24 protein-coding genes are annotated in these 23,337 nt (G+C 67.7%); 16 read left to right on the top strand and 8 right to left on the bottom strand.

The features are described 5' to 3' along the window. Nucleotides 1-70: 70 nt before the first annotated feature. A complete protein-coding gene (locus ACVWY1_RS08035) occupies nt 71-1,270 on the bottom strand; it encodes an MFS transporter (protein ID WP_457378092.1) in 1,200 nt (399 codons plus the stop codon). Nucleotides 1,271-1,377: 107 nt separating this feature from the next. After that, a complete protein-coding gene (locus ACVWY1_RS08030) occupies nt 1,378-2,277 on the bottom strand; it encodes a LysR family transcriptional regulator (RefSeq protein WP_457378091.1) in 900 nt (299 codons plus the stop codon). Nucleotides 2,278-2,353: 76 nt separating this feature from the next. On the opposite strand from ACVWY1_RS08030, the gene ACVWY1_RS08025 reads away from it, so the two are divergent. After that, a complete protein-coding gene (locus ACVWY1_RS08025) occupies nt 2,354-2,683 on the top strand; it encodes a cupin domain-containing protein (RefSeq protein ID WP_139670871.1) in 330 nt (109 codons plus the stop codon). Here the strand turns inward: ACVWY1_RS08025 and ACVWY1_RS08020 are convergent. Then, the gene (locus ACVWY1_RS08020; protein WP_277503752.1) at nt 2,674-4,041 is read right to left on the bottom strand and encodes an MATE family efflux transporter; all 1,368 of its coding nucleotides are present in this window, start codon (nt 4,039-4,041) and stop codon (nt 2,674-2,676) included. The two genes, ACVWY1_RS08025 and ACVWY1_RS08020, sit on opposite strands and share 10 nt — an antisense overlap. A gap of 104 nt (nt 4,042-4,145) precedes the next feature. On the opposite strand from ACVWY1_RS08020, the gene ACVWY1_RS08015 reads away from it, so the two are divergent. The 4 genes from ACVWY1_RS08015 to ACVWY1_RS08000 all read left to right on the top strand — a co-directional run bounded on the left by ACVWY1_RS08015 (nt 4,146) and on the right by ACVWY1_RS08000 (nt 10,294). Beyond that, on the top strand, nt 4,146-4,739 hold the full coding sequence (locus ACVWY1_RS08015; protein ID WP_139670867.1) for a TetR/AcrR family transcriptional regulator: 594 nt from the start codon (nt 4,146-4,148) through the stop codon (nt 4,737-4,739). A 142-nt stretch (nt 4,740-4,881) separates the two neighbouring features. Beyond that, the gene (locus tag ACVWY1_RS08010) at nt 4,882-7,287 is read left to right on the top strand and encodes a glucose/quinate/shikimate family membrane-bound PQQ-dependent dehydrogenase (protein ID WP_457378090.1); all 2,406 of its coding nucleotides are present in this window, start codon (nt 4,882-4,884) and stop codon (nt 7,285-7,287) included. 109 nt (nt 7,288-7,396) lie between these two features. After that, on the top strand, nt 7,397-8,647 hold the full coding sequence (locus tag ACVWY1_RS08005) for a carbohydrate porin (protein WP_102684623.1): 1,251 nt from the start codon (nt 7,397-7,399) through the stop codon (nt 8,645-8,647). A 249-nt stretch (nt 8,648-8,896) separates the two neighbouring features. Then, entirely contained in the window at nt 8,897-10,294 is a 1,398-nt protein-coding gene (locus ACVWY1_RS08000; protein ID WP_457378089.1) for an APC family permease, read from the top strand. 7 nt (nt 10,295-10,301) lie between these two features. Here ACVWY1_RS08000 and ACVWY1_RS07995 read toward each other — a convergent pair whose 3' ends face one another. Further along, nucleotides 10,302-11,315: an AraC family transcriptional regulator gene (locus ACVWY1_RS07995; RefSeq protein WP_111532397.1), complete on the bottom strand. Its 1,014-nt coding sequence runs from the start codon at nt 11,313-11,315 to the stop codon at nt 10,302-10,304. Between the two features lie 170 nt (nt 11,316-11,485). Between ACVWY1_RS07995 and ACVWY1_RS07990 the strand changes: the two genes are divergently transcribed. From ACVWY1_RS07990 to ACVWY1_RS07980, 3 genes are read left to right on the top strand one after another with little or no spacing between them, the layout of a single operon-like run. Next, a complete protein-coding gene (locus ACVWY1_RS07990) occupies nt 11,486-12,670 on the top strand; it encodes an acetyl-CoA C-acyltransferase family protein (RefSeq protein ID WP_277503744.1) in 1,185 nt (394 codons plus the stop codon). A 14-nt stretch (nt 12,671-12,684) separates the two neighbouring features. Next, entirely contained in the window at nt 12,685-13,533 is an 849-nt protein-coding gene (locus ACVWY1_RS07985) for a 3-hydroxybutyryl-CoA dehydrogenase (RefSeq protein ID WP_277503743.1), read from the top strand. Between the two features lie 12 nt (nt 13,534-13,545). Then, the gene (locus ACVWY1_RS07980) at nt 13,546-14,133 is read left to right on the top strand and encodes a TetR/AcrR family transcriptional regulator (protein WP_277503742.1); all 588 of its coding nucleotides are present in this window, start codon (nt 13,546-13,548) and stop codon (nt 14,131-14,133) included. Between the two features lie 15 nt (nt 14,134-14,148). Here ACVWY1_RS07980 and ACVWY1_RS07975 read toward each other — a convergent pair whose 3' ends face one another. Continuing rightward, complete coding sequence (locus tag ACVWY1_RS07975) at nt 14,149-14,901, bottom strand: anti-sigma factor family protein (protein WP_277503741.1); 753 nt, start codon at nt 14,899-14,901, stop codon at nt 14,149-14,151. Continuing rightward, nucleotides 14,898-15,416, bottom strand: coding sequence for a sigma-70 family RNA polymerase sigma factor (locus ACVWY1_RS07970; protein ID WP_277503740.1), 519 nt, complete (start codon nt 15,414-15,416; stop codon nt 14,898-14,900). Before ACVWY1_RS07970 ends, ACVWY1_RS07975 begins: the two co-directional genes overlap by 4 nt. A 133-nt stretch (nt 15,417-15,549) precedes the next feature. On the opposite strand from ACVWY1_RS07970, the gene ACVWY1_RS07965 reads away from it, so the two are divergent. From ACVWY1_RS07965 to ACVWY1_RS07945, 5 genes are all read left to right on the top strand, one after another. Beyond that, nucleotides 15,550-16,596 (top strand): catalase family peroxidase, encoded by a 1,047-nt coding sequence (locus tag ACVWY1_RS07965; RefSeq protein ID WP_277503738.1) that lies wholly within the window; start codon nt 15,550-15,552, stop codon nt 16,594-16,596. Then, nucleotides 16,593-17,126 carry a cytochrome b gene (locus ACVWY1_RS07960; RefSeq protein WP_277503737.1) on the top strand — a complete coding sequence of 178 codons (534 nt, stop codon included), beginning with the start codon at nt 16,593-16,595 and terminating at the stop codon, nt 17,124-17,126. Before ACVWY1_RS07965 ends, ACVWY1_RS07960 begins: the two co-directional genes overlap by 4 nt. A gap of 79 nt (nt 17,127-17,205) precedes the next feature. Next, the gene (locus ACVWY1_RS07955) at nt 17,206-18,423 is read left to right on the top strand and encodes an MFS transporter (RefSeq protein WP_277503736.1); all 1,218 of its coding nucleotides are present in this window, start codon (nt 17,206-17,208) and stop codon (nt 18,421-18,423) included. 79 nt (nt 18,424-18,502) lie between these two features. Continuing rightward, nucleotides 18,503-19,048 carry a cupin domain-containing protein gene (locus ACVWY1_RS07950; RefSeq protein ID WP_023631327.1) on the top strand — a complete coding sequence of 182 codons (546 nt, stop codon included), beginning with the start codon at nt 18,503-18,505 and terminating at the stop codon, nt 19,046-19,048. Between the two features lie 7 nt (nt 19,049-19,055). Beyond that, the gene (locus ACVWY1_RS07945; protein ID WP_111532403.1) at nt 19,056-19,355 is read left to right on the top strand and encodes a DUF7693 family protein; all 300 of its coding nucleotides are present in this window, start codon (nt 19,056-19,058) and stop codon (nt 19,353-19,355) included. On the opposite strand, the gene ACVWY1_RS07940 is transcribed toward ACVWY1_RS07945, so the two are convergent. Together ACVWY1_RS07940 and ACVWY1_RS07935 are read right to left on the bottom strand one after the other, a co-directional pair. Continuing rightward, nucleotides 19,342-19,941, bottom strand: a complete 600-nt coding sequence (locus tag ACVWY1_RS07940) for a 2-hydroxychromene-2-carboxylate isomerase (RefSeq protein WP_110699471.1) — start codon at nt 19,939-19,941, stop codon at nt 19,342-19,344. The two genes, ACVWY1_RS07945 and ACVWY1_RS07940, sit on opposite strands and share 14 nt — an antisense overlap. Before the next feature lie 27 nt (nt 19,942-19,968). After that, nucleotides 19,969-20,700 carry an SDR family oxidoreductase gene (locus tag ACVWY1_RS07935; RefSeq protein ID WP_046855892.1) on the bottom strand — a complete coding sequence of 244 codons (732 nt, stop codon included), beginning with the start codon at nt 20,698-20,700 and terminating at the stop codon, nt 19,969-19,971. An 89-nt stretch (nt 20,701-20,789) separates the two neighbouring features. Between ACVWY1_RS07935 and ACVWY1_RS07930 the strand changes: the two genes are divergently transcribed. The 3 genes from ACVWY1_RS07930 to mexE all read left to right on the top strand — a co-directional run bounded on the left by ACVWY1_RS07930 (nt 20,790) and on the right by mexE (nt 23,328). Beyond that, on the top strand, nt 20,790-21,353 hold the full coding sequence (locus ACVWY1_RS07930) for a TetR/AcrR family transcriptional regulator (protein ID WP_110699473.1): 564 nt from the start codon (nt 20,790-20,792) through the stop codon (nt 21,351-21,353). Further along, entirely contained in the window at nt 21,340-21,933 is a 594-nt protein-coding gene (locus ACVWY1_RS07925; RefSeq protein WP_110699475.1) for an eCIS core domain-containing protein, read from the top strand. The genes ACVWY1_RS07930 and ACVWY1_RS07925 overlap by 14 nt, the downstream gene beginning before the upstream one ends. 153 nt (nt 21,934-22,086) lie before the next feature. Next, nucleotides 22,087-23,328: a multidrug efflux RND transporter periplasmic adaptor subunit MexE gene (gene mexE / locus ACVWY1_RS07920; protein ID WP_038705949.1), complete on the top strand. Its 1,242-nt coding sequence runs from the start codon at nt 22,087-22,089 to the stop codon at nt 23,326-23,328. The last annotated feature ends 9 nt before the right edge of the window (nt 23,329-23,337 follow it).

Genomic DNA, 23,337 nt, shown 5'->3' with positions numbered 1-23,337 from the left:
GCGTGCTACGGCAGGAACACCTCGGCTACTGGCAAAACTATCAGGTCGGGGTGGTTTGAAGTGGTCGCCCTCAGGCCCGCTGCGCCCTCCCCACGAACAGCATCAGTGCCACGGCCGGCAACACAGCCCCCAACAGCGCCACCCCATGCCAGCCGAACTGCGCATACACCCCGCTGGCCAGCGCCGAGCCCACGGCGCCGCCGAGGAAGATGCTGGTCATGTACAGGGCATTCAAGCGGCCACGGCTGGCCGGATCCAGCGCGTACACCTCGCGCTGGCCGATGACCAGGTTCATCTGCACGGCAAAATCCAGCAGCACCCCGGTCAGCCCCAGGCCGATCACGCTCATGCCCGCGGTACTCAGGCCGCCGAGCAACGCCAGCGGCGCCAGGCTCAGCGCCAGCAACGAAGCGCGCCGTCCATGTCCGGCATCGGCCAACCGCCCGGCCAACGGCGCCGCCACCGCGCCCACCGCCCCGACCAGGGCGAACAGGGCAATCTGGCTCTGCGACAGGCCATGTTCAGCGGCCAGCGCCAGCGGCACCGCCGTCCAGTACAGGCTGAACGCCGCGAACATCAGCGCCTGGTACAACGCCCGCTGGCGCAACACCGGATAACGGCGCAACAGCACCCGCAACGAGGCCATCAGCTCGGCATAGCTGGCCTTGTGCTCGGGGACGCGGCGCGGCAGGGTCGACGCCAGCAGCAGGATGATCGCCAGCATCAACCCGGCGGCACCGACGAACACCGCACGCCAGCCGAAATGATCCGCCACCAGGCTTGCCAGTGGACGCGCCAGGAGGATCCCCAGCAGCAACCCACCCATGATGTTGCCGACCACCCTGCCACGCTCGCGCTCCGGCGCCAGATGCGCCGCCAGCGGTATCAGCATCTGCACCGCCACCGAACTGAAGCCGATCAGCAACGCGTACAGCAGGAACACCTCGCCCTGCCCATGGCCGCTGGTGCCAGCCAGCAACAGGCTGCCGGCGGCCAGCACCGCCGTGGCGACCATCAGCCGGCGGTTCTCCAGCAGGTCGGCCAGCGGCACCAGGAACAACAGGCCCAGGGCGTAGCCGATCTGGGTCAGGGACACGATCAGGCCGGCCTGCTCGGTGGACAGGCCAACGTCCGGGGCGATCAGGCCGACGATGGGTTGCGCGTAGTAGATGTTGGCGACGATGGCGCCGCAGCAGAACGCCAGCAGCATCACCAGGGCGCGACTCAGGCCTGGGGCCGCTGGCTGGGCGACGGCGAGGGAGGGATTCATTCGAGGGTACCTCGGCTTGCGAAAGGATGTGCGCGAAGGGTGACGGACATTCGCCCCGGGGAGAATCCATCGCCTGCGCAACAGGCCTTTGCGCGACACGCAACGCCTCAGCCTGCCAGCAGCCCCTCACAGAAGGCGACGAACGCCATCACCCGTCGCGAACCACGGTGATTGGGCAGGTACAGGGCGTTGATGCTGGCGCTGGCATTGCCCGGATTCACCGTCCAGTCGGCGAACAGCCGTTGCAGGCGCCCGGCCTCGACATCCTCGCGCACCAGCCAGTCGGCCAGCAACGCCACCCCACTGCCAGCAATCGCCGCCTCGCGCAACAGGTCGGCATTGGCGCTGCGCAGCGGGCCGCTGATATCCAGTTCCAGGCATTGCTCGCCCTGGCTCAGGCGCCAGGGCCGCGCCGACTGGCCGTAACGAAAACGCAGGCAGGCGTGATCGGCCAGTTGTCGCGGTTCGCCGAGCGGCGGGTGCTGACGCAGGTACGCGGGACTTGCCACCAGCCAACGCTCGAAGCGGCCCAGCGGCCGGCACACCAGTTCATCGCCGGGCGCCGGTTGGCCCAGGCGGATGGCCAAGTCGTAGCGCCCGTCGAGCAGGTCGTCGAAACGGTCGCTGAGGTCGATGTCCAGCTCCAGGGCCGGGTGACGGGCGAGAAACGCCCCCAGGTGCGGGGCAATCACCCGCCGGCCGAACTCCACCGGCAGACACAGGCGCAGCACCCCCACCGGCTCCTCGCCACGGTCGGCGACGCTGGCGTCGGCTTCAGCCAGCGCCTCGAGGATCTCGCGGGCGCGCTGGTAGTAGCTGATGCCGGCCTCGGTCAGGCTGACCTGGCGGGTGGAGCGGTTGAGCAGGCTGGCCCCGAGCGCTTGTTCGAGGGCATCGACCTGGCGGGTCACCGAAGACGTCGCCACCCCTAGCCTGCGCGCGGCGGCGGAAAAACCCCCGGTCTCGGCGGTGGCCATGAACACCTTGATCGCCAGCAGCTTGTCCATCGTGGTTTTCCGTGGGGCAAAAGCCGAAACCTTCCTACAATTGCCCCTCTGCAATCAACCACCCGCGAGCCGTCCCATGCCAGACAACCTGTTCACCGCCCTGCCACCGCTGGCCCCCGAGGCCGATGAGCAATTCACCGAACTGCTGCGGCGGCCGGGCTTGCGCATCGAACGCATCGTCTCCAGCGGCCAGGCCAGCCCTGAGGGGTTCTGGTACGACCAGGCCGAGGGCGAATGGGTGGTCGTGCTCAGCGGCAGCGCCGGGCTGCGCCTGGAGCACGAGACGCACACCCGCGTGCTGCGCGCAGGCGACCACCTGGACATCCCGCCCCGCTGCCGCCACCGCGTGGAGTGGACCGAGCCCGGCGTGGCCACGGTGTGGCTGGCGGTTTTCTATCAGGGCTGAACCAGCGCCGCGGTGAGCGGCCTTGCCTGCAGCCGATAGAAACGCCACGGCAGCAGCACCGCCGACACCGCCAGGCCACAGGCGAAGCCCACCCACACACCCACCGGGCCCAGCGCGGAATGGAAGGCCAGCCAGTAGCTCATCGGCAGCGCCAGCAACCAGTAGCTGACCAAGGTCACCCCCACCGGCCAGCGGTAGTCCTGCAGGCCACGCAAGGCGCCCAGCGCGGTGGATTGCAGGCCGTCGGCCACCTGCATCGCCGCGACCACCACGAACATCGGCACGGCGATGGCGATGACCTGCGGGTCGTCGCTCATGGCTTCGGCGATGCGCCGCCCGAACAGCGCCAGCAGCACGGTGGCCACCAGCATCCAGGCGGTGACGCTGGCGAAGGTGGCGCTGCCGATGGCGCGGATGCGCGCCGTCTCGCCGCGGCCCTGGGCCTGGCTGATGCGAATGCTCACCGCCGCGGCCATGCCCAGCGGCAGCATGTACAGCAGCGCGCCGATCGACTGCACCACCTGGTTGGCGGCCAACGCGGCATTGCCCAGCCAGCCAAGCATCCATGCCGCGATCACCACCGCGCCGGCCTCGGCCAGGTAGCCCAGCCCCAGTGGCCAGCCCTCGCCAAGCAGCGTGCGCCAGGACAAGTGCGGCCCCTGTGGCGCCTGGCGATAGCGCGCCAACGACGGCGCCATCCGCCAATAGGCCAGGGCCAGCACCACCGCCAGCGACTCGGCGATCACCCCGGCGATGCCCGCACCCAGCAACCCCAGCGCCGGCAAGCCGAAATGCCCATGGATCAGGCCATAGCTCAGCGGCAGGTTGAACAGCACCGCGCTCATCACCAGCAGCACGGCCACCCAAGGCCGGCCGATGGCCTCCAACACGTCCTTGAACACCACCGCCAAGCAGTACGGGATCAGGAACACCGCCATGGCCTGCCAGTATGGCGTCAGCAGGGCCACGTCCGGCAGCGGCACGCCCAGCCATTGCACCAGCGGCAGCGTGGTCAGCATGGCCAGGCAGCCGAGGATGCCTACCAGCAGCCCATAGCCGAGGCCGCCACGCAGCGTGCGCGCCACCTCGCCCGGATCATCGGCGCCGAAGGCGTGGCCGACGCGCACGCTGAGGGTGGCGAGCATGCCGTACAGCCCGGCATGGAAAATCAGCCCGGCACTGCTGGTCAGCGCGACACAGGCCAGCACCAGCGTGCCCAGCGAAGCCAGCAGCACGGTGTCGGTCAGGCTGATCAGCTCGGCCGCCGACAGGCCCAACACCAGCGGCAGTGCCAGGCGCAGCAGGCCCGGCAGCTCGCCCAGCCAGGCAGTGGGTTTACGCGAAACGAGGGCAGACACGGTGACAATCTCCAATTGACATACGCCGCGTATGCTAATGCCATTTATTGACATACGCAACGTATGCTAATTTGCATCCATCGTTTTTTTTCATCGGAGCCTCAATGCCCACCCCACGCCGCAGCCGCGCCGCCATGAGCGCCGACACCACCGAACGGCTGATCGCCGTTGCCCGTCGCCAGTTCGCCGAAAAAGGCTTTGCCGCCGTGGTGATGGACGAACTGTGCGCTGAAGCCGACCTCACCCGCGGCGCCCTGCACCACCACTTCGGCGGCAAGGCCGGGCTGTTCACCGCCGTGGTGCAACACCTGCTCGACGAGATCAACCAGGCCATCGATGCCCGCTACGCCACCCACGCCGATCCGTGGGAGGGCTATATCGACACCTGCCTGTACTACTACGACCTGCTGCATGAACCAGCACTGCGGCGCATCCTGTTGCAGGATGCCCCCGGCGTGCTCGGCCCGCGCCTGCGCGAGATGGAAGAGGCCAGCTACATCGGTCCCATGGCTCAGGGCCTGGTCGAGTTGCAGCAGGCCGGCAGGCTGCGCGCGTTCGATGCCGTGGCCATGGCCCACCTGCTCAACGGCGCCATGGGCGACAGCGGTATCTGGGTGATTGCCCAGGACGATCCGCAGGCGGCCGCCGAACGCGTGAAAGGGGCGTTGCGCTGCGTGCTGGAGGGGTTGCAGGCCTGACGCCATTCGCATGTTGCAGCGCAGGGGCTCCAGCAGGTCTGCACGCCCCTGCGACAATCGGTCCCGATTTAAAATGTACTAACTTGTTAATTAGCTTGCTAAGGGATTAAACTGCCGGCATTCCACCTGCGAGATCCCTGGCATGAAAGACTCCCCCCGCGCCCGTGGCGCCTCAACCTTCATCCTGGTCGGCCTGGGCGTTGTCATCGCCCTGCTCGGCCTGCTCCTGGCTGCCGGCGGCCTCAAGCTGGCCGGCCTGGGCGGCTCCTGGTACTTCCTGACCGGCGGCCTGGCCATGGCCCTTGCCGGCCTGCTCATCGCCCGAGGCAAACCCGCCGGCGCCTGGCTGTACGCCCTGTTCCTCGCCGGCACCGCGATCTGGGCCGTGGCCGACAGCGGACTGGTGTTCTGGCCGCTGTTCTCGCGCCTGTTCATGTTCGCCGCCATCGGCCTGGTGGTCGCGCTGGTTTACCCGCTACTGGTGCGCCACAAGGCGCGCGGTGCCTATGGCATCGCCGGCTTGCTGGCCGTGGCCCTGGCGATCGCCGCCGGCAACATGTTCGTTGCCCACCCCAGCGTCGCCCCCACCGGCAACGGCCCGGGCCTGACCCCGGTGGAGCCCGGCCAGCAACAGAAGGACTGGGCCCACTACGGCAACACCGAAGGCGGCAGCCGTTTCGCCGCCCTGGACCAGATCAACCGCGGCAACGTCGACAAGCTCAAGGTCGCCTGGACCTACCACACCGGCGACGTCGCCCTCAGCGACGGCAATGGCGCCGAAGACCAGCTCACCCCGCTGCAGGTCGGCGACAAGGTGTTCATCTGCACCCCGCACAACAACCTGATCGCGCTGGACGCCGACACCGGCAAGCAGCTGTGGAAGAACGCCATTAACGCCCAGTCCAAGGTCTGGCAGCGTTGCCGTGGCATGGCCTACTTCGACGCCACCACGCCGATCGCCCAACCGAGCCAGCCGAACAGTTCACCGATCACTCTGGCCAGCGTGCCGGCCGGCGCCAACTGCCAGCGCCGCCTGCTGACCAACACCATCGACGGCCGCCTGATCGCCGTCGACGCCGACACCGGCGCGTTCTGCCAGGGCTTCGGCGAAAACGGCCAGGTCGACCTCAAGGCCGGCCTGGGCGATGTCCCGGATTCCTACTACCAGCTGTCCTCGGCACCGCTGATGGCCGGCACCACCGTGGTGGTCGGCGGGCGCGTGGCCGACAACGTGCAGACCGACATGCCCGGCGGCGTCATCCGTGGCTTCGACGTGATCAGCGGGGCCCAGCGCTGGGCCTTCGACCCTGGCAACCCGCAGGACCGCGCCGCCCCTCAGGGCGACGGCACCTACGTGCGCAGCACTCCCAACAGCTGGGCGCCGATGTCGTACGATCCGGCGATGAACACCGTGTTCTTGCCGATGGGCTCCTCGTCCACCGATATCTACGGCGTGGAGCGCAGCAGGCTTGACCACACCTATGGCGCCTCGGTGCTGGCCCTGGACGCCACCACCGGCAACCAGAAGTGGGTCTACCAGACCGTGCACAACGACCTCTGGGACTTCGACCTGCCGATGCAGCCAAGCCTGATCGACTTCACCAAGGATGACGGCAGCAGCGTGCCGGCCGTGGTGATCGGCACCAAGGCCGGGCAGATCTACGTGCTCGATCGCGCCACCGGCAAGCCGCTCACGCAAGTTGATGAAGTGCCGGTCAAGCCAAGCAACATCCCCAACGAGCCATACTCGCCGACCCAGCCGAAATCGGTGGGCATGCCGCAGATCGGCGCGCAGACCCTGACCGAGTCGGACATGTGGGGCGCCACGCCCTATGACCAGCTGCTGTGCCGCATCGACTTCAAGAAGATGCGCTACGACGGCCTCTACACCGCGCCCGGCACCGACCTGTCGCTGAGCTTCCCGGGCTCGCTGGGCGGGATGAACTGGGGCAGCATTTCCACCGACCCGGTGCATGGTTTCATCTTCGTCAACGACATGCGCCTGGGCCTGTGGATCCAGATGATCCCGTCGCAGAACAAGGGTGATGCCGCCGCCGGTGGCGAGGCGTTGAATACCGGCATGGGCGCGGTGCCGCTCAAGGGCACCCCGTATGCGGTGAACAAGAACCGCTTCCTGTCGGTGGCTGGCATCCCGTGCCAGGCACCGCCGTTCGGTACCCTGACCGCCATCGACATGAAGACCCGCCAGGTCGCCTGGCAGGTGCCGGTCGGTACCGTCGAGGACACCGGCCCCCTGGGCATCCGCATGCACCTGCCGATCAAGATCGGCCTGCCGACCCTCGGCGGCACCCTGTCCACCCAGGGCGGCCTGGTGTTCATCGCCGGCACCCAGGACTTCTACCTGCGCGCCTACGACAGCAGCAACGGCAGCGAGATCTGGAAAGCCCGCCTGCCGGTCGGCAGCCAGGGCGGCCCGATGACCTATGTGTCGCCCAGGACCGGCAGGCAGTACGTGGTGGTCACTGCCGGCGGTGCGCGCCAGTCGACCGACCGCGGCGACTATGTGATGGCGTACGCATTGCCATAAATCGCGTCGCCTGTATCGCCGGCAAGCCGGCTCCCACAGGGTGCGCGCACTCACTGTGGGAGCCGGCTTGCCGGCGATGAGGCCCTTTCAGACCACCCGAGACTTCGCAATGTCATCCGTTTCACGCCTCACCCCCACCCTGCTCCTTGCCCTCGCCAGCACCACTGCATTCGCCGCCGACAACACCCTGACCGGCGACTGGGGCGGCCTGCGCCACCAGCTCGCGGCAGACGGCATCACCTTCACCGGCGACTACAGCGGCGAGACAGCCTACAACGCCCACGGCGGCCTGCACCGTTCGGCCCGCTACTCGCAGAACCTCAAGCTGGGCGCGCAGTTCGACCTGTCGAAACTGTACGGCCTCGACAACGGCGGCAAGGTCCAGCTGACCATCAACGACCGCCGCGGCAACAGCGCCTCGGAGGACCTGGTGGGCAACCGCCTGCCGATCCAGGAAAACTACGGTGGCCTCTACACCCGCCTCACCGAACTGAGCTACGAGCGCAACCTGTCGCCTTCGCTCAACCTCAAGCTCGGCTACATGGCCATGGGCAACGACCTCGGCGGGCTGGACAGCGGCATCCTGTGCAACTTCATGAACGCCGGCTTCTGCGGCCACCCGCTGAACATGTCCGGCGGCAGCGGCTGGACCAACTACCCCAACGCTCACCTTGGCGCGCGGCTCAAGTACGACCTGGCGCCGGACTGGCAACTGCGCGTTGCGGCGTTCAACGTCGACCCCGAGAGCAACGGCAATTCCAGCCGTGCCTGGCACCTGGGGCCCAAGCACAGCACCGGCACCGTGCTCCCGCTCGAACTGGTGTACAAGCTGCGTGGCGAGCTGCCGGGCGAATACAAGGTCGGCTACTACTACGACAGCTCGAACGTGAAACGCATCGGCAGCAGCGAGGAAGTCGCCGGTCGCGGTGGCCATTACCTGCTGGTCGACCAGGCCGTGTGGAACGACCCGGCATTACCAGGGCGCAGCCTGCACGCCTTCGGCCAGTACTCGGCGTCGAGCAAGGCCGCCTCGCCATTCACCAAGTGGTACGGTGCCGGCGTGGTGCTGTACCAGCCGTTCGTGGGCCGGCCTCGGGATACCGTGGCGCTGGGTTACGGGCGCGCAGTGCCGAACCCGCGCAGCCGCGACGTGCTCGAGGATGCCGCATTCAATGCCGGCCAGCCATTCCCCGACATCGACAGCGCCGAGCAACTGATTGAGCTGAGCTACGGCTACCAGGCCACGCCGTGGCTGAACCTGCGCCCGGACGTGCAGTACATCGTCGAGCCGGGGGCGTTTTCCGGGAAGGACATCGACAACGCGCTGGTGCTCGGCTTGCAGGTCAAGGCGACATTCTGAGCACCAGGGCCGCCCTGCGGCCCTTTCGCCGGCAAGCCGGCTCCCACACCGACCGCGCAAACCTCAAGCCTTGCGCTGTCCCTGCGGGAGCCAGCTTGTCGTGGCGACGAACCACGGCGAAAGGAATGCGCAACAACCCCCGGCCAACCCAGCTTTTTCCTCTGCACCAACCACATATTTACTAATTTCCCCGCCTGCCACCCTGTCCCAGTATCTGCGCACTAAAACAACAAAGAGCGGGGAACTGTCATGAGTGCAAGTGCGTCCGTGCCTGCCAGCGTGCAGCACGATCAAGCCGGCTTTCGCCGGGTCCTGGGGCTGGGCTCGCTGCTGGCGGTAGCCGTCGGCCTGGTGGTGTCGCAAGGGGTGATGGTGATGATGCTGCAGGGGGTCGGCGCCGCCGGCCTGGGCTTCATCGTGCCGTTGGGGCTGGCCTACCTGCTGGCCCTGAGCTATGCGTTCTCCTTCTCCGAGTTGGCCCTGCTGGTGCCGCGCGCCGGCAGCCTGTCGAGCTACACCGAGGTGGCGCTGGGGCACTTCCCGGCAATCCTCGCGACCTTCTCCGGCTACGTGGTGGTGGCCATGTTCGCCCTGTCGGCCGAGTTGCTGCTGCTCGACCTGATCGTCGGCAAGGTCTACCCCGGGGTGTTCCCGCAGTATTCGGTGGCCTTCGGCGTACTTGCCCTGTTCACCGCCCTCAACCTCATGGGCATCGACATCTTCGCCAAGCTGCAGAGCGCCATGGCCGTGGTCATGGTGATCGTGCTGCTGATCCTCGGCGTTGCCGCGATCAGCGAAGGGCATGCCGACGGTGTCACCACCACCCTGCTGCAGGGCGACTGGAACCCCATGGGCGCCGGGGTGCTGGCCCTGACCGCCATGGCCGTGTGGGGCTTCGTCGGCGCCGAGTTCGTCTGCTCGCTGGTGGAGGAAACCCGCAAGCCCGAGCGCAACATCCCGCGCGCGATGATCATCGGCCTGACCGTGATCTTCGCCACCATCGGCCTGTACGGCCTCGGCGCGCTGTTCCTGGTGCCACGCGAGGCGCTGGGCAGCGATGCCCTGCCCCACTACCTGTTCGCCACCACGGTGTTCGGCAAGACCGGCGAGGTGTTCCTGGTGATCGCCGCAGTCACCGCCACCTGCAGCACCCTCAACACCTCGCTGGCGGCCATCCCGCGCATGCTCTACGGCATGGCCTGCAATGGCCAGGCGTTCCCCCAGTTCAAGCAGCTCAGCCCGCGCGCCCGTACACCTTGGGTCGCCGTGCTGTTCGTGGCGGCGATCACCGGGCTGCCGATCCTGCTGATGGGCCAGGACGCTGCGGCGATCAACCTGTTGCTGCTGGCCGCCGCGCTGGCCTGGCTGCTGGCCTACATCATCGTGCACCTGGACGTGATCGCCCTGCGCCATCGTTACCCGCACCTGGCTCGGCCGTTCCGCACGCCGTTCTATCCGCTGCCGCAACTGTTCGGCATCGGCGGCATGCTGTATGCGATCTGGAACGCATCGCCCAGCCCCGAGATGAGCCTGAAGATCTATGGCACCGCCGGGCTGGTGCTGGCGGTGGTTTCACTGATCGCGGTGGTGTGGATCAAAGCGGTGATGAAGAAGCCGTTGTTCAGGCCCGAGCCCTTGCAGCCCTGACCGCTGATCAAGCCGATGCGGCACGCTTGGCCCGGTAGCTGCCCGGGCTCTGTCCGGTCCACTTCTTGAACGCCCGGTGAAACGCGCTGGGCTCCTGGAAGCCGGTGTGCTCGGCGATCTCGGCGATGCTCAGGTGGCCTTCGCGCAGCAGCTCGAAGGCCATTGCCCGGCGCACCTCGTCCTTGATCTGCTGGTAGGAGCGCCCTTCGCGCTCCAGCTGGCGGCGAAAGCTGCTGGCGCTGAGCTTGTGCCGTGCGGCCATGGCGTCGAGCGTCGGCCACTGTCCGTAATGCAGGGCGCGCAAATGCCGATAGACCTCCGCCACCCGGCCATTCTGGTTGCGAAAGCGGATCACCAGCCCCTGCGGCGCGCTGCGCAGAAAGCCCTTCAACCCCGCCAGATCCTGCACCACCGGCAGGCGCAGCCAGGCGCTGTCGAACTCCACCTCGGTGCGCCCGCTGCCCAGGCGCAGGTCCGGCCCCCAGAGCAATGCGTCATCCTCCTGCGCCGGGCGCGCCAGGGCCAGCTCGGTACGGTCGATGGCGATGCGTCGGCCGGCCAGCCAGCACAGCAGGCCGATCACCAGCACCAGGTAGGTTTCCTCGGCGTAGACCCGGGTCAGCGGATCGGCGATGCTCGACTCCACACTGATCACGGTGCGCGCGCCACGCACCGTGACATTGCCGTTCAGGTCACGCAGGAACAGAGCGAAACTGCCCAGGCACTGGCGCAGCGCCTTGCCCAGGGTCGGTTCCTGGATCAACCCGCGACAGATCAGGGCGAAGCTGCCCAGGGGCATGCCGTGGCTGTCGAGCTGGAAGAACTCATCGTGCAGCTCGTCGATCAGCGCCAGCCACAGCTGGGCGAAGGCCTTGGCCGGCACCCGCGCCAGCGGCTGGGCCAGTACCTGCGGGTCGATGCCCACCGCCCGCAGATGGGCGTCCCGCGCCTGGGGCCGGTCGCGCAGGGCGTGGACCATGGCATTGAGGAAGTACACCGCGACCGTGTCGCTATCGCGCATGGCAAATGTCCGCTGTCTATGCTGAGTGGCAAAAAATGCCAGGTTGTCTGAACAGATCCGGCATAGGCCGCCCGCGGGCCTTTGCCTAGACTCGATCCACCCCGCAGGGTGTGGGCGCCATTCTCGCAGAGCCTCCCGCGCCCCGCCACGCCTTCGAATACGGAGCCCTCATGAGCAGCACAGAAATCTTCGTCGTCAGCGCGGTACGTTCGGCCATCGGCAGCTTCGGCGGTTCGCTCAAGGACCTGCCCCTGGCCGACCTCGCCACCCAGGTCACCCGCGCCGCCATCGAGCGTTCGGGCGTGTCCGCCGAGCAGATCGGCCACGTGGTGATGGGCAACGTGATCCCCACCGAACCGCGCGATGCCTACCTGGGCCGGGTCGCGGCAATGAACGCCGGCATTCCCAAGGAAACCCCGGCCTTCAGCGTCAACCGCCTGTGTGGCTCGGGCCTGCAGGCCATCGTCTCGGCTGCCCAGGGCCTGCTGCTGGGTGACAGCGACATCGCCCTGGCCGCCGGCGCCGAAGCCATGAGCCGCGGCCCCTACCTGCTGCCGCAGGCGCGCTGGGGCGCACGCATGGGCGACCTGCAGGGCATCGACTACATGGTCGGCATTCTTCAGGACCCGTTCGAGCACTTCCACATGGGCATCACCGCCGAGAACGTCGCGGCGGCCCATGGCATCAGCCGCCAGATGCAGGATGAAGTCGCCCTGACCAGCCAGCACCGCGCCGCCCGCGCCATCGCCGAAGGCCGCTTCAACGGCCAGATCGTGCCGATCGAGATCAAGACCCGCAAAGGCAGCGTGCAGTTCGCCGTGGACGAGAACGTGCGCACCGATGCCAGCGCCGAACAACTGGCCGGCATGAAGCCGGTGTTCAAGAAGGACGGAACCGTCACCGCCGGCAACGCCAGCAGCATCAACGACGGCGCCGCCGGCCTGGTCCTGGCCAGCGGCGACGCCGTGCGCCGCCAGGGCCTCAAGCCGCTGGCGCGGATCGTCGCCTACGCCCACGCTGGCGTGGAGCCGGCGCTGATGGGCCTGGGCCCGATCCCGGCGACGCAGAAGGTGCTGGAGAAAGCCGGCCTGAAGGTCTGCGACCTGGACGTGATCGAGTCCAACGAAGCTTTCGCCTCACAGGCCTGCGCCGTGGCTCGCGCCCTGGGCTTCGACCCGGAAAAGGTCAACCCCAACGGCTCCGGCATTTCCCTCGGCCACCCGGTCGGCGCCACCGGCGCGATCATCGCCACCAAGGCCATCCATGAACTGCACCGCGTGCAGGGCCGCTACGCCCTGGCCACCATGTGCATCGGTGGCGGTCAAGGCATCGCCATCGTCTTCGAACGCGTTTGACAGGAGTCAGCAGCATGAACATCGAACACATCGCCGTGATCGGCGCAGGCACCATGGGCAACGGCATCGCCCAGGTGTGCGCGCTGGCCGGCTACCAGGTCCTGCTGGTGGACGTTTCCGACGCCGCGCTGGAGCGTGGCGTGGCGACCCTGGGCAAGAACCTCGAGCGCCAGGTCGGCAAGGGTACCATCGACGCCGACAAGGCCAGCGCGGCCAAGGCGCGCATCCGCACCAGCACCGACTACGCCCAGCTGGCCAGCGCGCAACTGGTGATTGAGGCGGCCACCGAGAACCTCGCCCTCAAACAGCGCATCCTGCAGCAGGTGGCGGCCAATGTCGGCGCCGAGTGCCTGATCGCCACCAACACCTCGTCGCTGTCGGTGACCCAGCTGGCGGCCAGCATCGAGCAGCCGCAACGCTTCATCGGCGTGCACTTCTTCAACCCGGTGCCGATGATGGCGCTGGTCGAGATCATCCGTGGCCTGCAGACCAGCGACGCGACCTATGCCCAGGCATTGCTGGTCACCGAGCGGCTCGGCAAGACCCCGATCACCGCCGGCAACCGCCCGGGCTTCGTGGTCAACCGCATCCTGGTGCCGATGATCAACGAAGCGATCTTCGTGTTCCAGGAAGGCCTGGCCAGCGCCGAGGACATCGACACCGGCATGCGCCTGGGCTGCAACCAGCCGATCGGCCCGCTGGCGCTGGCCGACCTGGTGGGCCTGGACACGCTGCTGGCGATCATGGAGGCCTTCCACGACGGTTTCAACGACAGCAAGTACCGCCCCGCGCCGCTGCTCAAGGAGATGGTTGCGGCCGGCTACCTGGGGCGCAAGAGCGGCCGTGGCTTCTTCACCTACTAGAGGAACCGCGCCATGGCCCCGGTCACTGCGGCGCTGCGCTGCGCCAACTTCGAGGAGCGGCGTGACCGGGCCATGGCCCTGTTCGCCGAGAAAGGCTTCGGCCAGGTCAGCATGCGTGAGCTGGCGGCACACGTGGGCTTGACTGCGGGCTCGCTGTACCACCATTTCCCCAGCAAGCAGGACCTTTTGTACGACCTTATCGAGGAGTTGTACGAGGAGCTGCAGGCCACCCTCGACCAGGGGCGCCGGGCGCGGGCCCAGGGCAAGCCGGTGCTGGCCTGCCTGATCGCCGCGCATTGGCAGTTGCATGGCGAGCGGCCCTTGCAGTTCCGCCTGGCCGAGCGGGATTTCTGCTGCCTGAGCGAGGATCAACAGGCGCGCCTTGCGGGGTTGCGCGAACGCTACGAAACCGGGCTGCTGCGCCTGATTGCGCCACAGGCGCGGTTGGCCGGGGAAACCCTGGCGGCCACCGGGCATGTGCTGGCGACGCTGTTGAACCAGTTGCCCGGGATGTTGCGCGGCAAGGGCCTGGGTGAAGCCGAGGGCATGAGCTTGATGGAGGGTCTGGTGGTGGGCGCCATGGAAAGGACACTCGGTTAGCGCCTTGATCACGCCCTACAGACTGACCCCCAACGCCCGCCGCAGCTGCTCGCCACGGGCATCGTCCACCGCGCTGACCAGGGCAAAGTTGTAATCGCCATGGGACCAATAGCGAGCCTCCAGCTGGCCATCGGTGCGCTGGCCGGTAGGCATGCGCTCGAAATGCTCGCCGGGAGAGCGCAGGAACAGGCTGATGCGCTGCCCCTGGCGATCCTCGAACACCAGCAACGCCGCTGGCCCCGCCTCGTTGCTCAACAGCCGAGCCCCTACCGGCTGGAAGCCATAACCCGCCAGGTCCGGCAAGCGGCCGACACGGTTGAAGTGGGTTCCCAGCCAAGCCTGCAGGCGTGCCGGCTCGCGGGCCTCGATGTCCAGTGTGCTGGCCTCGGCGAACAACCTGTGGGCCTGCACCGCGTCGGCCATGGGCAGCATGCCGGCGAACAGCGTCGCCTCACGCGCCTGCCAGCCGCCCAACCCGCCCAGGCCTACCGCCAGCATCAGCACAGCCGCTGCTGCCAGGCGGCGCTGCCGACGTTGGCGCAGACGGCGACGCAGCGGGGCCAGGTCAAGCTCCGGATCGCTCGGCCGCTCGCCAAAGCCGGCCAGGGCCGCCCGCAGGCGTCGAGCATCGGCACGCCAGGCCTCGATGCGCACGGCCTCCTGCGGATTGGCGGCCAGCCAGGCCTCCACCTCGGCCCGGCGCGCCGGCTCCAGGCGCTCGTCGACATAGGCGTGCAGTTCGTGCTCGGTGGGGATCAGGCGTGTCATTTGAGTCTCCGCAAGGCCGGGGGCGTAGGGCTGCCCTCGGTCAGTTCACGCAGGGCGGCACGGGCACGCGACAGGCGCGACATCACGGTGCCGATGGGGATGCCAAGCGTCTCGGCCGCCTCCTTGTAGCTCAAGCCTTCGACACTGACCAGCAACAGCAATGCCCGCTGCTCGGACGACAAGCGGGCGAAAGCCTGCAAGTCGGCCTGGGCCAGCACGATGCTCTCGATCTCGCCGCCCGCCGCTTCCTCGGCCTGGCCCCGACCGAACCAGGCCAGCCAGCGCGCATGCAGGCGCTCGCGGCGCTTGCCGTCGAGGAACAACCGGTAAAGTATGGTGAACAGCCAGGGGCGCAGGCTGTCGGCATCACGCTGCTGGCCGCGACGGCTCAAGGCGCGCTCGACCGTGGCCTGGACCAGGTCGTCGGCGGTACCGGGCTCGCGGGTCAGCCACAGGGCAAAGCGGCGCAGGCGCTGCAGCAGCTCGCGCCATTGTTGGTCGTCCAGATCGTGCATGGTCGGGTTCCGGGGCCCTGCGGGCTGTCAGTGTACAAGGCAGACGCGCGGGCACGGAATCTATTCCCCCGCCGGGAATAAATCGTTTGCCCCTGCGTCGTACCGGTTCATTCCACCTGACCGGACCGTTCCCATGACTACTCCCCTGCACGGCCCCGCCAAGGCCCTGCGCCTGGCCGCCATCGCCGCCACGCTGGCCGCCCTGGGCGCAGGCTTCGCCTACGCCGCCGGCTGGATCGGCGCGCCAAGGCTGACCCCGCAACGCATCATCGACACCTTCGAAGCCCAGGCCGGCCACCACCCCGGCTACCGGAAGAACCATGCCAAGGGCCTGTGTGTCAGCGGTTACTTCCAGGCCAGCGGCCAGGCCGCCTCGCTGTCCAGCGCCCGGGTGTTCAGCCAGCAGAAGGTGCCGGTGATCGGCCGTTTCGCCATCGGCGGCGCCAATCCGTTCGCGCCGGACACCGCCATACCGGTGCGCAGCCTGGCGGTGCAGTTGACCAGCGACGACGGCCAGGTCTGGCGCACCGGCATGAACAACCCGCCGGTACTGGCTGTGAGCACGGTCGAAGGTTTCTATGAACAGGTCCTGGCCGGCGCCCCGGACCCGGCCACCGGCAAACCCGACCCGGCCAGGCTGCAAGCCTTCTTCGCCGCCCACCCGGAGAGCGCGGCGTTTCGCCAGTGGGCGGCCAGCTACAAGCCCAGCGACAGCTTCGCCAGCACCGCCTACAACAGCATCAACGCCTTCCGCCTGATCGATGCCAATGGCCAGGCGCACCCGGTGCGCTGGGCAATGGAGCCGCAGGCGCCTTACGCCGCCTTGCCCGCGCAGGTCGACGACAAGCAGTTCCTGCAGCACGACCTGCAGCAACGCCTGGCCCAGGGCCCGCTGCGCTGGACCCTGCGCCTGACCCTGGCCGAGCCCGGCGATCCGGTGGACGACCCTGCCCGTCCGTGGCCCGCCGAACGCCGCAGCCTCGATGCCGGCACCCTGGTCCTGGAGCAGGTCGACGGCCCCGAGCAAGGCGCCTGCCGCGACCTGAACTTCGACCCGCTGATCCTGCCCCACGGCATCGAACCTTCCGCCGACCCGATCCTCGCCGCCCGCTCGGCCGCCTATTCGGTGTCGTTCAACCGCCGCAGCCACGAGTCGCTGACCGAAGGAGCCCGCCCATGAGCGCCACTGCCTTTCACCCCCTGGCCCGGCTGCTGCATTGGCTGATGGCCGTGCTGATCCTGGCCATGCTGTTCATCGGCGTGAGCATGGTCGCCGACCTGTCGCCCCGCCACCCTTGGCTGGTCGAGCTGCACAAGGCCACCGGCCTGGCCTTGCTGGTGCTGGTGATCCTGCGCATCGTCCTGCGCCTGAGCCTGGCGCACCCGCCACTGCCTCGCGACCTGCCCGCCCTGCAGCGCCTGGCCGCCGGCGCCTCGCACCTGCTGCTGTATGGGCTGATGCTGGCCATGCCGCTGCTCGGCTGGGCGATGCTCTCCGCAGGCGGTTACCCCCGCCCGCTGCAACTGCCCGCCATCGCCCCCCACGACCTGCAGCTCTACGCCCTGCTACGCCAGGCCCACGGCTGGGCCGGCTACCTGCTGTTCGCCACGGTGCTGGCGCACCTGGGCGCGGCCCTGGTGCATGGCCTGGTGCGTCGCGACGGCGTCTTGCGTAGCATGTGGCCAGGCCCATTGCGTCGCGGTGAATGAGCACCGCCAGGGCTCGACAAATGTAAATAATAATTACTAACATCGGCGCTCATTTCGTCGAACTGCCCTGGACTGCCTTATGAACGCCGCAAAGGACCCTGCCACGCTTGCCCCGGTGAGCAGCCCGCCCAGCACCCTGGACCTGCGCCCGCTGATGCTGGCCAACATGGCCTGCACCATGTCGATGATGGCTTTCGTCGCCCTGATCGGCCCAATCGCCCGCTTGCTGGGCATGGCCACCTGGCAGGCCGGCGCGGCGGTGACCGTGGCCGGCGTGGTCTGGGTGCTGCTGGCCCGGCCCTGGGGCCGCTTGGCCGATCGGATTGGCCGGCGCCGGGTGTTGCTGCTGGGCAGCGGCGGCTTCACCCTGGCCTATTGGGTGCTGTGCCTGTTCATCGACGGCGCGCTGCGCTGGCTGCCGGGCGCGACCCTGGCCTTCTTCGGCCTGATGCTGGCGCGGGGCATGATCGGCGCTTTCTATGCCGCGCTGCCGGTGGGCGGCAACGCGCTGATCGCCGATCACGTCGAGCCGCAGCGCCGGGCGCGGGCCATGGCCTCGCTGGGTGCGGCCAACGCGGTCGGCCTGGTGCTGGGCCCGGCCCTGGCCGCGCTGCTGTCGCGCTACAGCCTGAGCATGCCGTTCTATGTGCTGTCGCTGCTGCCGGCCACGGCGTTCGTCGTGCTGCTGTTCAAGCTCAAGCCACAGCCGTTGGCCCAGACCCATGCGCCCAACCCGGTGCGACTGTCCGACCCGCGCCTGCGCAGGCCTTTGCTGGTGGCCTTCAGCGCCATGCTGAGCATCACCGTGTCGCAGATCGCCGTCGGTTTCTTCGCCCTCGACCGCCTGCAGCTCGAGGCCGGCGCCGCCGCCCAGGCCGCGGGCATCGCCTTGACCAGCGTGGGCGTGGCGCTGATGCTGGCCCAGGTGTTCCTGCGCCAGTTGGAATGGCCACCTCTGAAGATGATCAAGGTCGGCGCCTGCGTATCCGGGCTCGGTTTCGCCGCCGCAGCCCTGGCCACCAGCGCGCCGTGGCTTTGGGGTGCGTTCTTCGTCGCCGCGTTCGGCATGGGCTTCGTGTTCCCGGCCTTCTCGGCCCTGGCGGCCAATGCCATGCACGCCAGCGAACAGGGTGCGACGGCCGGCTCGATCGGCGCCGCCCAAGGCATGGGCGCGGTAATCGGACCGCTGGCCGGTGCCCTGGTCTATGCCCTCGATCCGCGCCTGCCGTTCCTGGCCGTGGGCGCCCTGCTGTTACTGGTCGGTCTGTGGCCGGCAGCGTCCGACCAGCGCCACTGACGCGCACAGCGCGCAAGCGTGCAGAGTGTGTTTTAATGCCTCGCCCATTATTTTTGACACCTCTGCAAACAAGGCGGCTATGGACACGGGGACACGACTCAAACTGGTGCGTGAACGCAACAACCTCTCCCAACGGGAGCTGGCCCGCCGCAGCGGCCTGACCAACTCGACCATCTCGCAGATCGAGCAGAACCGGGTCAGCCCTTCAGTCAGCTCCCTGAAGAAACTGCTCGAAGGGATCCCCATGTCCCTGGCCGAGTTCTTCAGTTTCGACGAGCCGGTGCGCGAGGAGCGCTATGTGTTCCGTGGCGGCGAACAACCCGACCTGGGCCGCAACGGCCTGCGCATGCTGCTGGTCGGCGCCAGCGTCGAAGGTCGGCAGATGCGCATGCTGCGCGAGCTGTACGCACCGGGTGCCGATTCCGGCGAGCCGATCGTGCATGCCGAAGGCGAGGAATGCGGCCTGGTCACCCGTGGCACCCTGGAACTGTGGGTCGATGGCCAGGTGAGCATCCTCAATGCCGGCGACGGCTACTACATCCCCACCACCCTGCCCCACAGCTTCAAGAACATCGGCCCCGACGAGGCCGAGATCATCAGCGCCAACACCCCGGCGAACTTCTGACCCGCGCATGACCACCGTTGCCAGCCGCGAGGCCTACCAGTGCCTGCGTGATGCCGCCCTTGGCGTCCGCCCGCTGGTGGCGGTCGCTCGTTTGGCCGGTGGGCAGGTCGAGGTGCTGGTCGAAGGCTGGCGCCTGACCTTGGTGCTGGACAGCGAGGGGCTGGCCCACTGCAGCCACTGCCAGTGTCCGGATGGACGGCTGGGCACGCTGGACGATTGGCACCGCTACGGCACCAATCCGGTCGATCACCTGAGCCTTTGGGAACGCAGGCAGATAGAGCGACTGCTTCCAGTCATGCCTGCCTGACCAAGGCCTGCTCGACGAAATCCAGGCGGTCCTGGCCGAAGAACATCTGCCCGTCGACAAAGACCGTCGGCGCCCCGAACAAACCGCGCTCGACCGCCTCCTCGGTGGCTTTGCGCAACGCGTCCTTGACCTCGGGCCGGGCGGCCAGTTCATGGAACATCTCGGCCTCGAAGCCACCGGCGGCCAGGGTTTCATCCAGTACCGCGGGATCTGCCAGATTGCGCCCGTGCACGAACAGCCCTTCGAACAATACCTTCAACAGCGCCTCGAAACGCTCTTCGGCAAACAGCTGGATGCCGATCAGCCCGCGCATCAGGTTCAGGGTGTTGACCGGGAACCCCGGCGGCAGGGTCAGCGGCACGCCATAGCGATCGGCATAGCGCTTGAGGTCGATGCGCATATAGCGCCCCTTGGCCGGCACCATTACCGGCGAGGCATTGCCGGTGGCCTGGAACACCCCACCCAATAGAATCGGCTTGTACACCAACCGCGCCCCATGACGCGCGCACAGGGCGGGTAGCTGGGTGGAAGCCAGGTAGGTGGCCGGGCTGCCCAGGTCCAGGAAGAACTCGACGGTCTTGCTCATGATTCAATCCTTGTATGAGGGTGGGATTTACCAGCGCTCCATCCACGGGCGCAGGTCCAGCTCGAAGGTCCAGGCATCACGCGGTTGCGCATGCAGGAACCAGTAACTGTCAGCGATATGCGCAGGATCGAGGATGCCGTCCTGGTCCTTGAGCGCATAGCGTTCAGGGAAACTGTCGCGGATGAAGGCGGTGTCGATGGCACCATCGACCACCACGTGGCCGACATGGATGTTCCGCGGCCCCAGTTCCCGCGCCATGCTCTGGGCCAGGGCGCGCAGGCCATGCTTGGCGCCGGCGAAGGCGGCGAAACCGGCCGCGCCGCGGGTGCCGGCGGTAGCACCGGTGAAGAGGATGGTGCCTCGCTCTCGGGTGACCATGCGCCGGGCGACCGCCTGGGCGGTGAGAAAGCCGGCGAAGCAGGCCATTTCCCAGATTTTGAAGTACTTGCGCGGGGTCTCCTCGAGGATGCTGCACGGCACATTGGCGCCGATGTTGAAGACGAACGCCTCGATCGGGCCGATATCGCGCTCAATGGTCTCCACCAGCTCGGCGACCTCCTCTTCCTTGCGCGCATCCGAGCCAAAGCCATGGGCCTGGCCGCCCTCGGCGCGAATCTCGGCGAGCAGCGGCTGCAGCTTCTGCGCCTCGCGCCGGGTCACGCAGGCGATGTAGCCCTCGCGGGCGAAACGCTTGGCAATCTCGCCGCCGGTGGCATCACCCGCCCCGATCACCAGCACGACTTTTTGTTGTTCTGCCATGGACCGCTCCATTGATGAATGATCGTTTAGTAAACGAACGCTATGCTACGATCAGCTCATCGTCAAGCTCACACCACGAGGTTGCGCGCATGCGCTATGCCACCGACCACAAGCAACAGACCCGCGAAAAACTGCTGTCCAGCAGCGGCGCCCTGGCCAAGCGCGGCGGTTTCGCCGCCACTGGCGTGGCCGGGCTGATGAAGGCCATCGGCCTGACCGGCGGCGCCTTTTACAACCACTTCCCGTCCAAGGATGACCTGTTCAGCGAGATCGTCCGCCGCGAGCTGGCCAACAGCCCGCTGGCGCGCCTGGTCGAACGTGGCACCGACCGTGCGCGGCTCAAGCGCCTGCTCGACCAGTACCTGAGCCTGGCGCACCTGCACAATGCCGAAGGCGGCTGCCCGTTGCCGCCACTGGGGGTGGAGATCGCCCGCGCCGAACGGCCGGTGCGCGAACAGGCTGAACACTGGCTGCTGGAATTGCATGAGGCCTGGAGCGAAACCCTGGATGACCCCGACCTGGCCTGGGCCTTGCTCAGCCAGTGTGTCGGCGCGCTGGTGGTGGGGCGCATGCTGGCCAGCGAACCGGTGCAGGCACAGGTGCTGGACGCCAGCCGCAAGCTGGTCGAGCAGGTCTTCGATGAAGTTCGCTAGCACGCTGCTGGGGTTGCTGATGACCCTGCCCGCCTTCGCCCAGGACAGCTGCCCGACCGGGCAGTACCAGGTCTGCCTGGTGGTATGCTTCTGCGCGCCCATCGACCCCAACCAAGGCGGCCAGGTGCTGCAGGATGTCGAGCGCATGGCCACCGGCAGCCTGGTGTTCGCCCTGCGCCAGGCCCGCGACGAAGCCACCGCCAATGGCACGCAGCCGATTCCCCTGCATATCCGCGCCCAGCTCGAACCCTGGTACGACTTCGCCGTGCTCGACGCGGCGCGCTACCGGGTCGGCAACGAACAGCAGATCAGCGCCGCCAACGCACTACTGCAGAACCCGGACGTCAACGCCGTGACCCTGATCGACACGGTCATCTTCCGCCGCCCCGCCGATGCCGAGGACAACGTGGCATTGTGGGCCCATGAGCTCAAGCACGTGCAGCAGTATCAGGCGCTGGGCGTCGAGGGCTTCGCCCAGCAGTACACCCGTGACTACCAGGCTCTGGAGGGCCCCGCCTACGAGATCGAGGCCAAGGTGGCCAAGGCATTGCGTGAAAAGGCCGCTGGCGGGCCGCGCTGACTGCGCAATTCTGATGGGTGCCCATGCGTCATGATTGATGATGGCACCCGACATATCATTGCCCGTGATAATAACCTTCGCTCCATTTGATTCGTGCGTCACGCGCAAGACACTCAAACTCCGCCCACTACTAATATCTCGGCGGAGTTCTCCATGGATCACTCACTCAAACCCTTGCGCTTCCCCCTCGCTGCCCTGGCAGTGGTGGTGCTCAGCGCTTGCGGTCGCACCCCCGACGCCGTGCAGGCTCCCGCCGCGCCCAAAGTCAGCGTAGCCAAGGTGATCGAACAGCCGATCAACGAATGGGACGAGTTCACCGGCCGCCTCGAAGCGCCGGAAACCGTCGAGGTACGCCCGCGGGTGTCCGGCCAGGTCGACCTGGTGGCCTTCACCGAAGGCGCCCAGGTGAAAAAAGGCGACCTGCTGTTCCAGATCGACCCGCGCCCGTTCCAGGCCGAAGTCCGCCGCCTCGAAGCCCAGCTGCAACAAGCCAAGGCCACCGCCATCCGCAGCGCCAACGAAGCCCGCCGTGGCGAGCGCCTGCGTGACAGCAACGCCATCTCCGCGGAACTGGCCGAGTCGCGCACCAGCGCCGCCGCCGAGGCCCGCGCCGGGGTCGACGCGATCCAGGCCCAGCTCGACCTGGCCCGCCTGAACCTGAGCTTCACCCGCGTCACCGCGCCGATCAGCGGCCGGGTCAGCCGCGCCCAGTTCACCGCCGGCAACATCGTCACGGCCGACGTCACCCCGCTGACCAGCGTGGTCTCCACCGACAAGGTCTACGCCTACTTCGACGCCGACGAGCGCGTGTACCTCAAGTACAGCCAGCTGGCCCGCGACGGCCAGCGCGGCCAGAGCACCCCGGTGTACCTGGGCCTGACCAACGAGACCGGCAACCCGCACCTGGGCCAGATGAACTTCGTCGACAACCAGGTCAACCCGCGCACCGGCACCATCCGTGGCCGCGCCGTGTTCGACAACCGCGACGGCCAGTTCACCCCGGGCCTATACGCGCGCCTGAAGCTGGTCGGCAGCGCCCAGTACGACGCCGTGCTGATCAACGACGAAGCGGTCGGCACCGACCTTGGCAAGAAATTCGTGCTGGTCATGGACAAGGACAACAAGGCCGCCTACCGCGCCGTGGAACTGGGGCCCAAGCTCGAAGGCCTGCGTATCGTGCGCAGCGGCCTGGGCAAGGACGACCGCATCGTGGTCAAAGGCCTGCAGCGCGTGCGCCCTGGCTCGCCGGTCACCCCGGAAGAAACGCCGATGGCCAGCGAGCAGACCCTCGCCGCCCTCGCCCAGCAGCGTCAGGCCCTGGAGGCCAGCAACCCGGCGCCGAAGGTTGCCGGCGCCAATGTCAAAGTCGCCAGCGCCCAAGCGCCGCGCGGTTAAGGGACAACA

The sequence above is a fragment of the Pseudomonas sp. TE6288 genome (assembly GCF_054062095.1).
The sequence above is the reverse complement of the archived record's forward strand: the minus strand, read 5'-3'. Positions and strand labels throughout refer to the sequence as shown.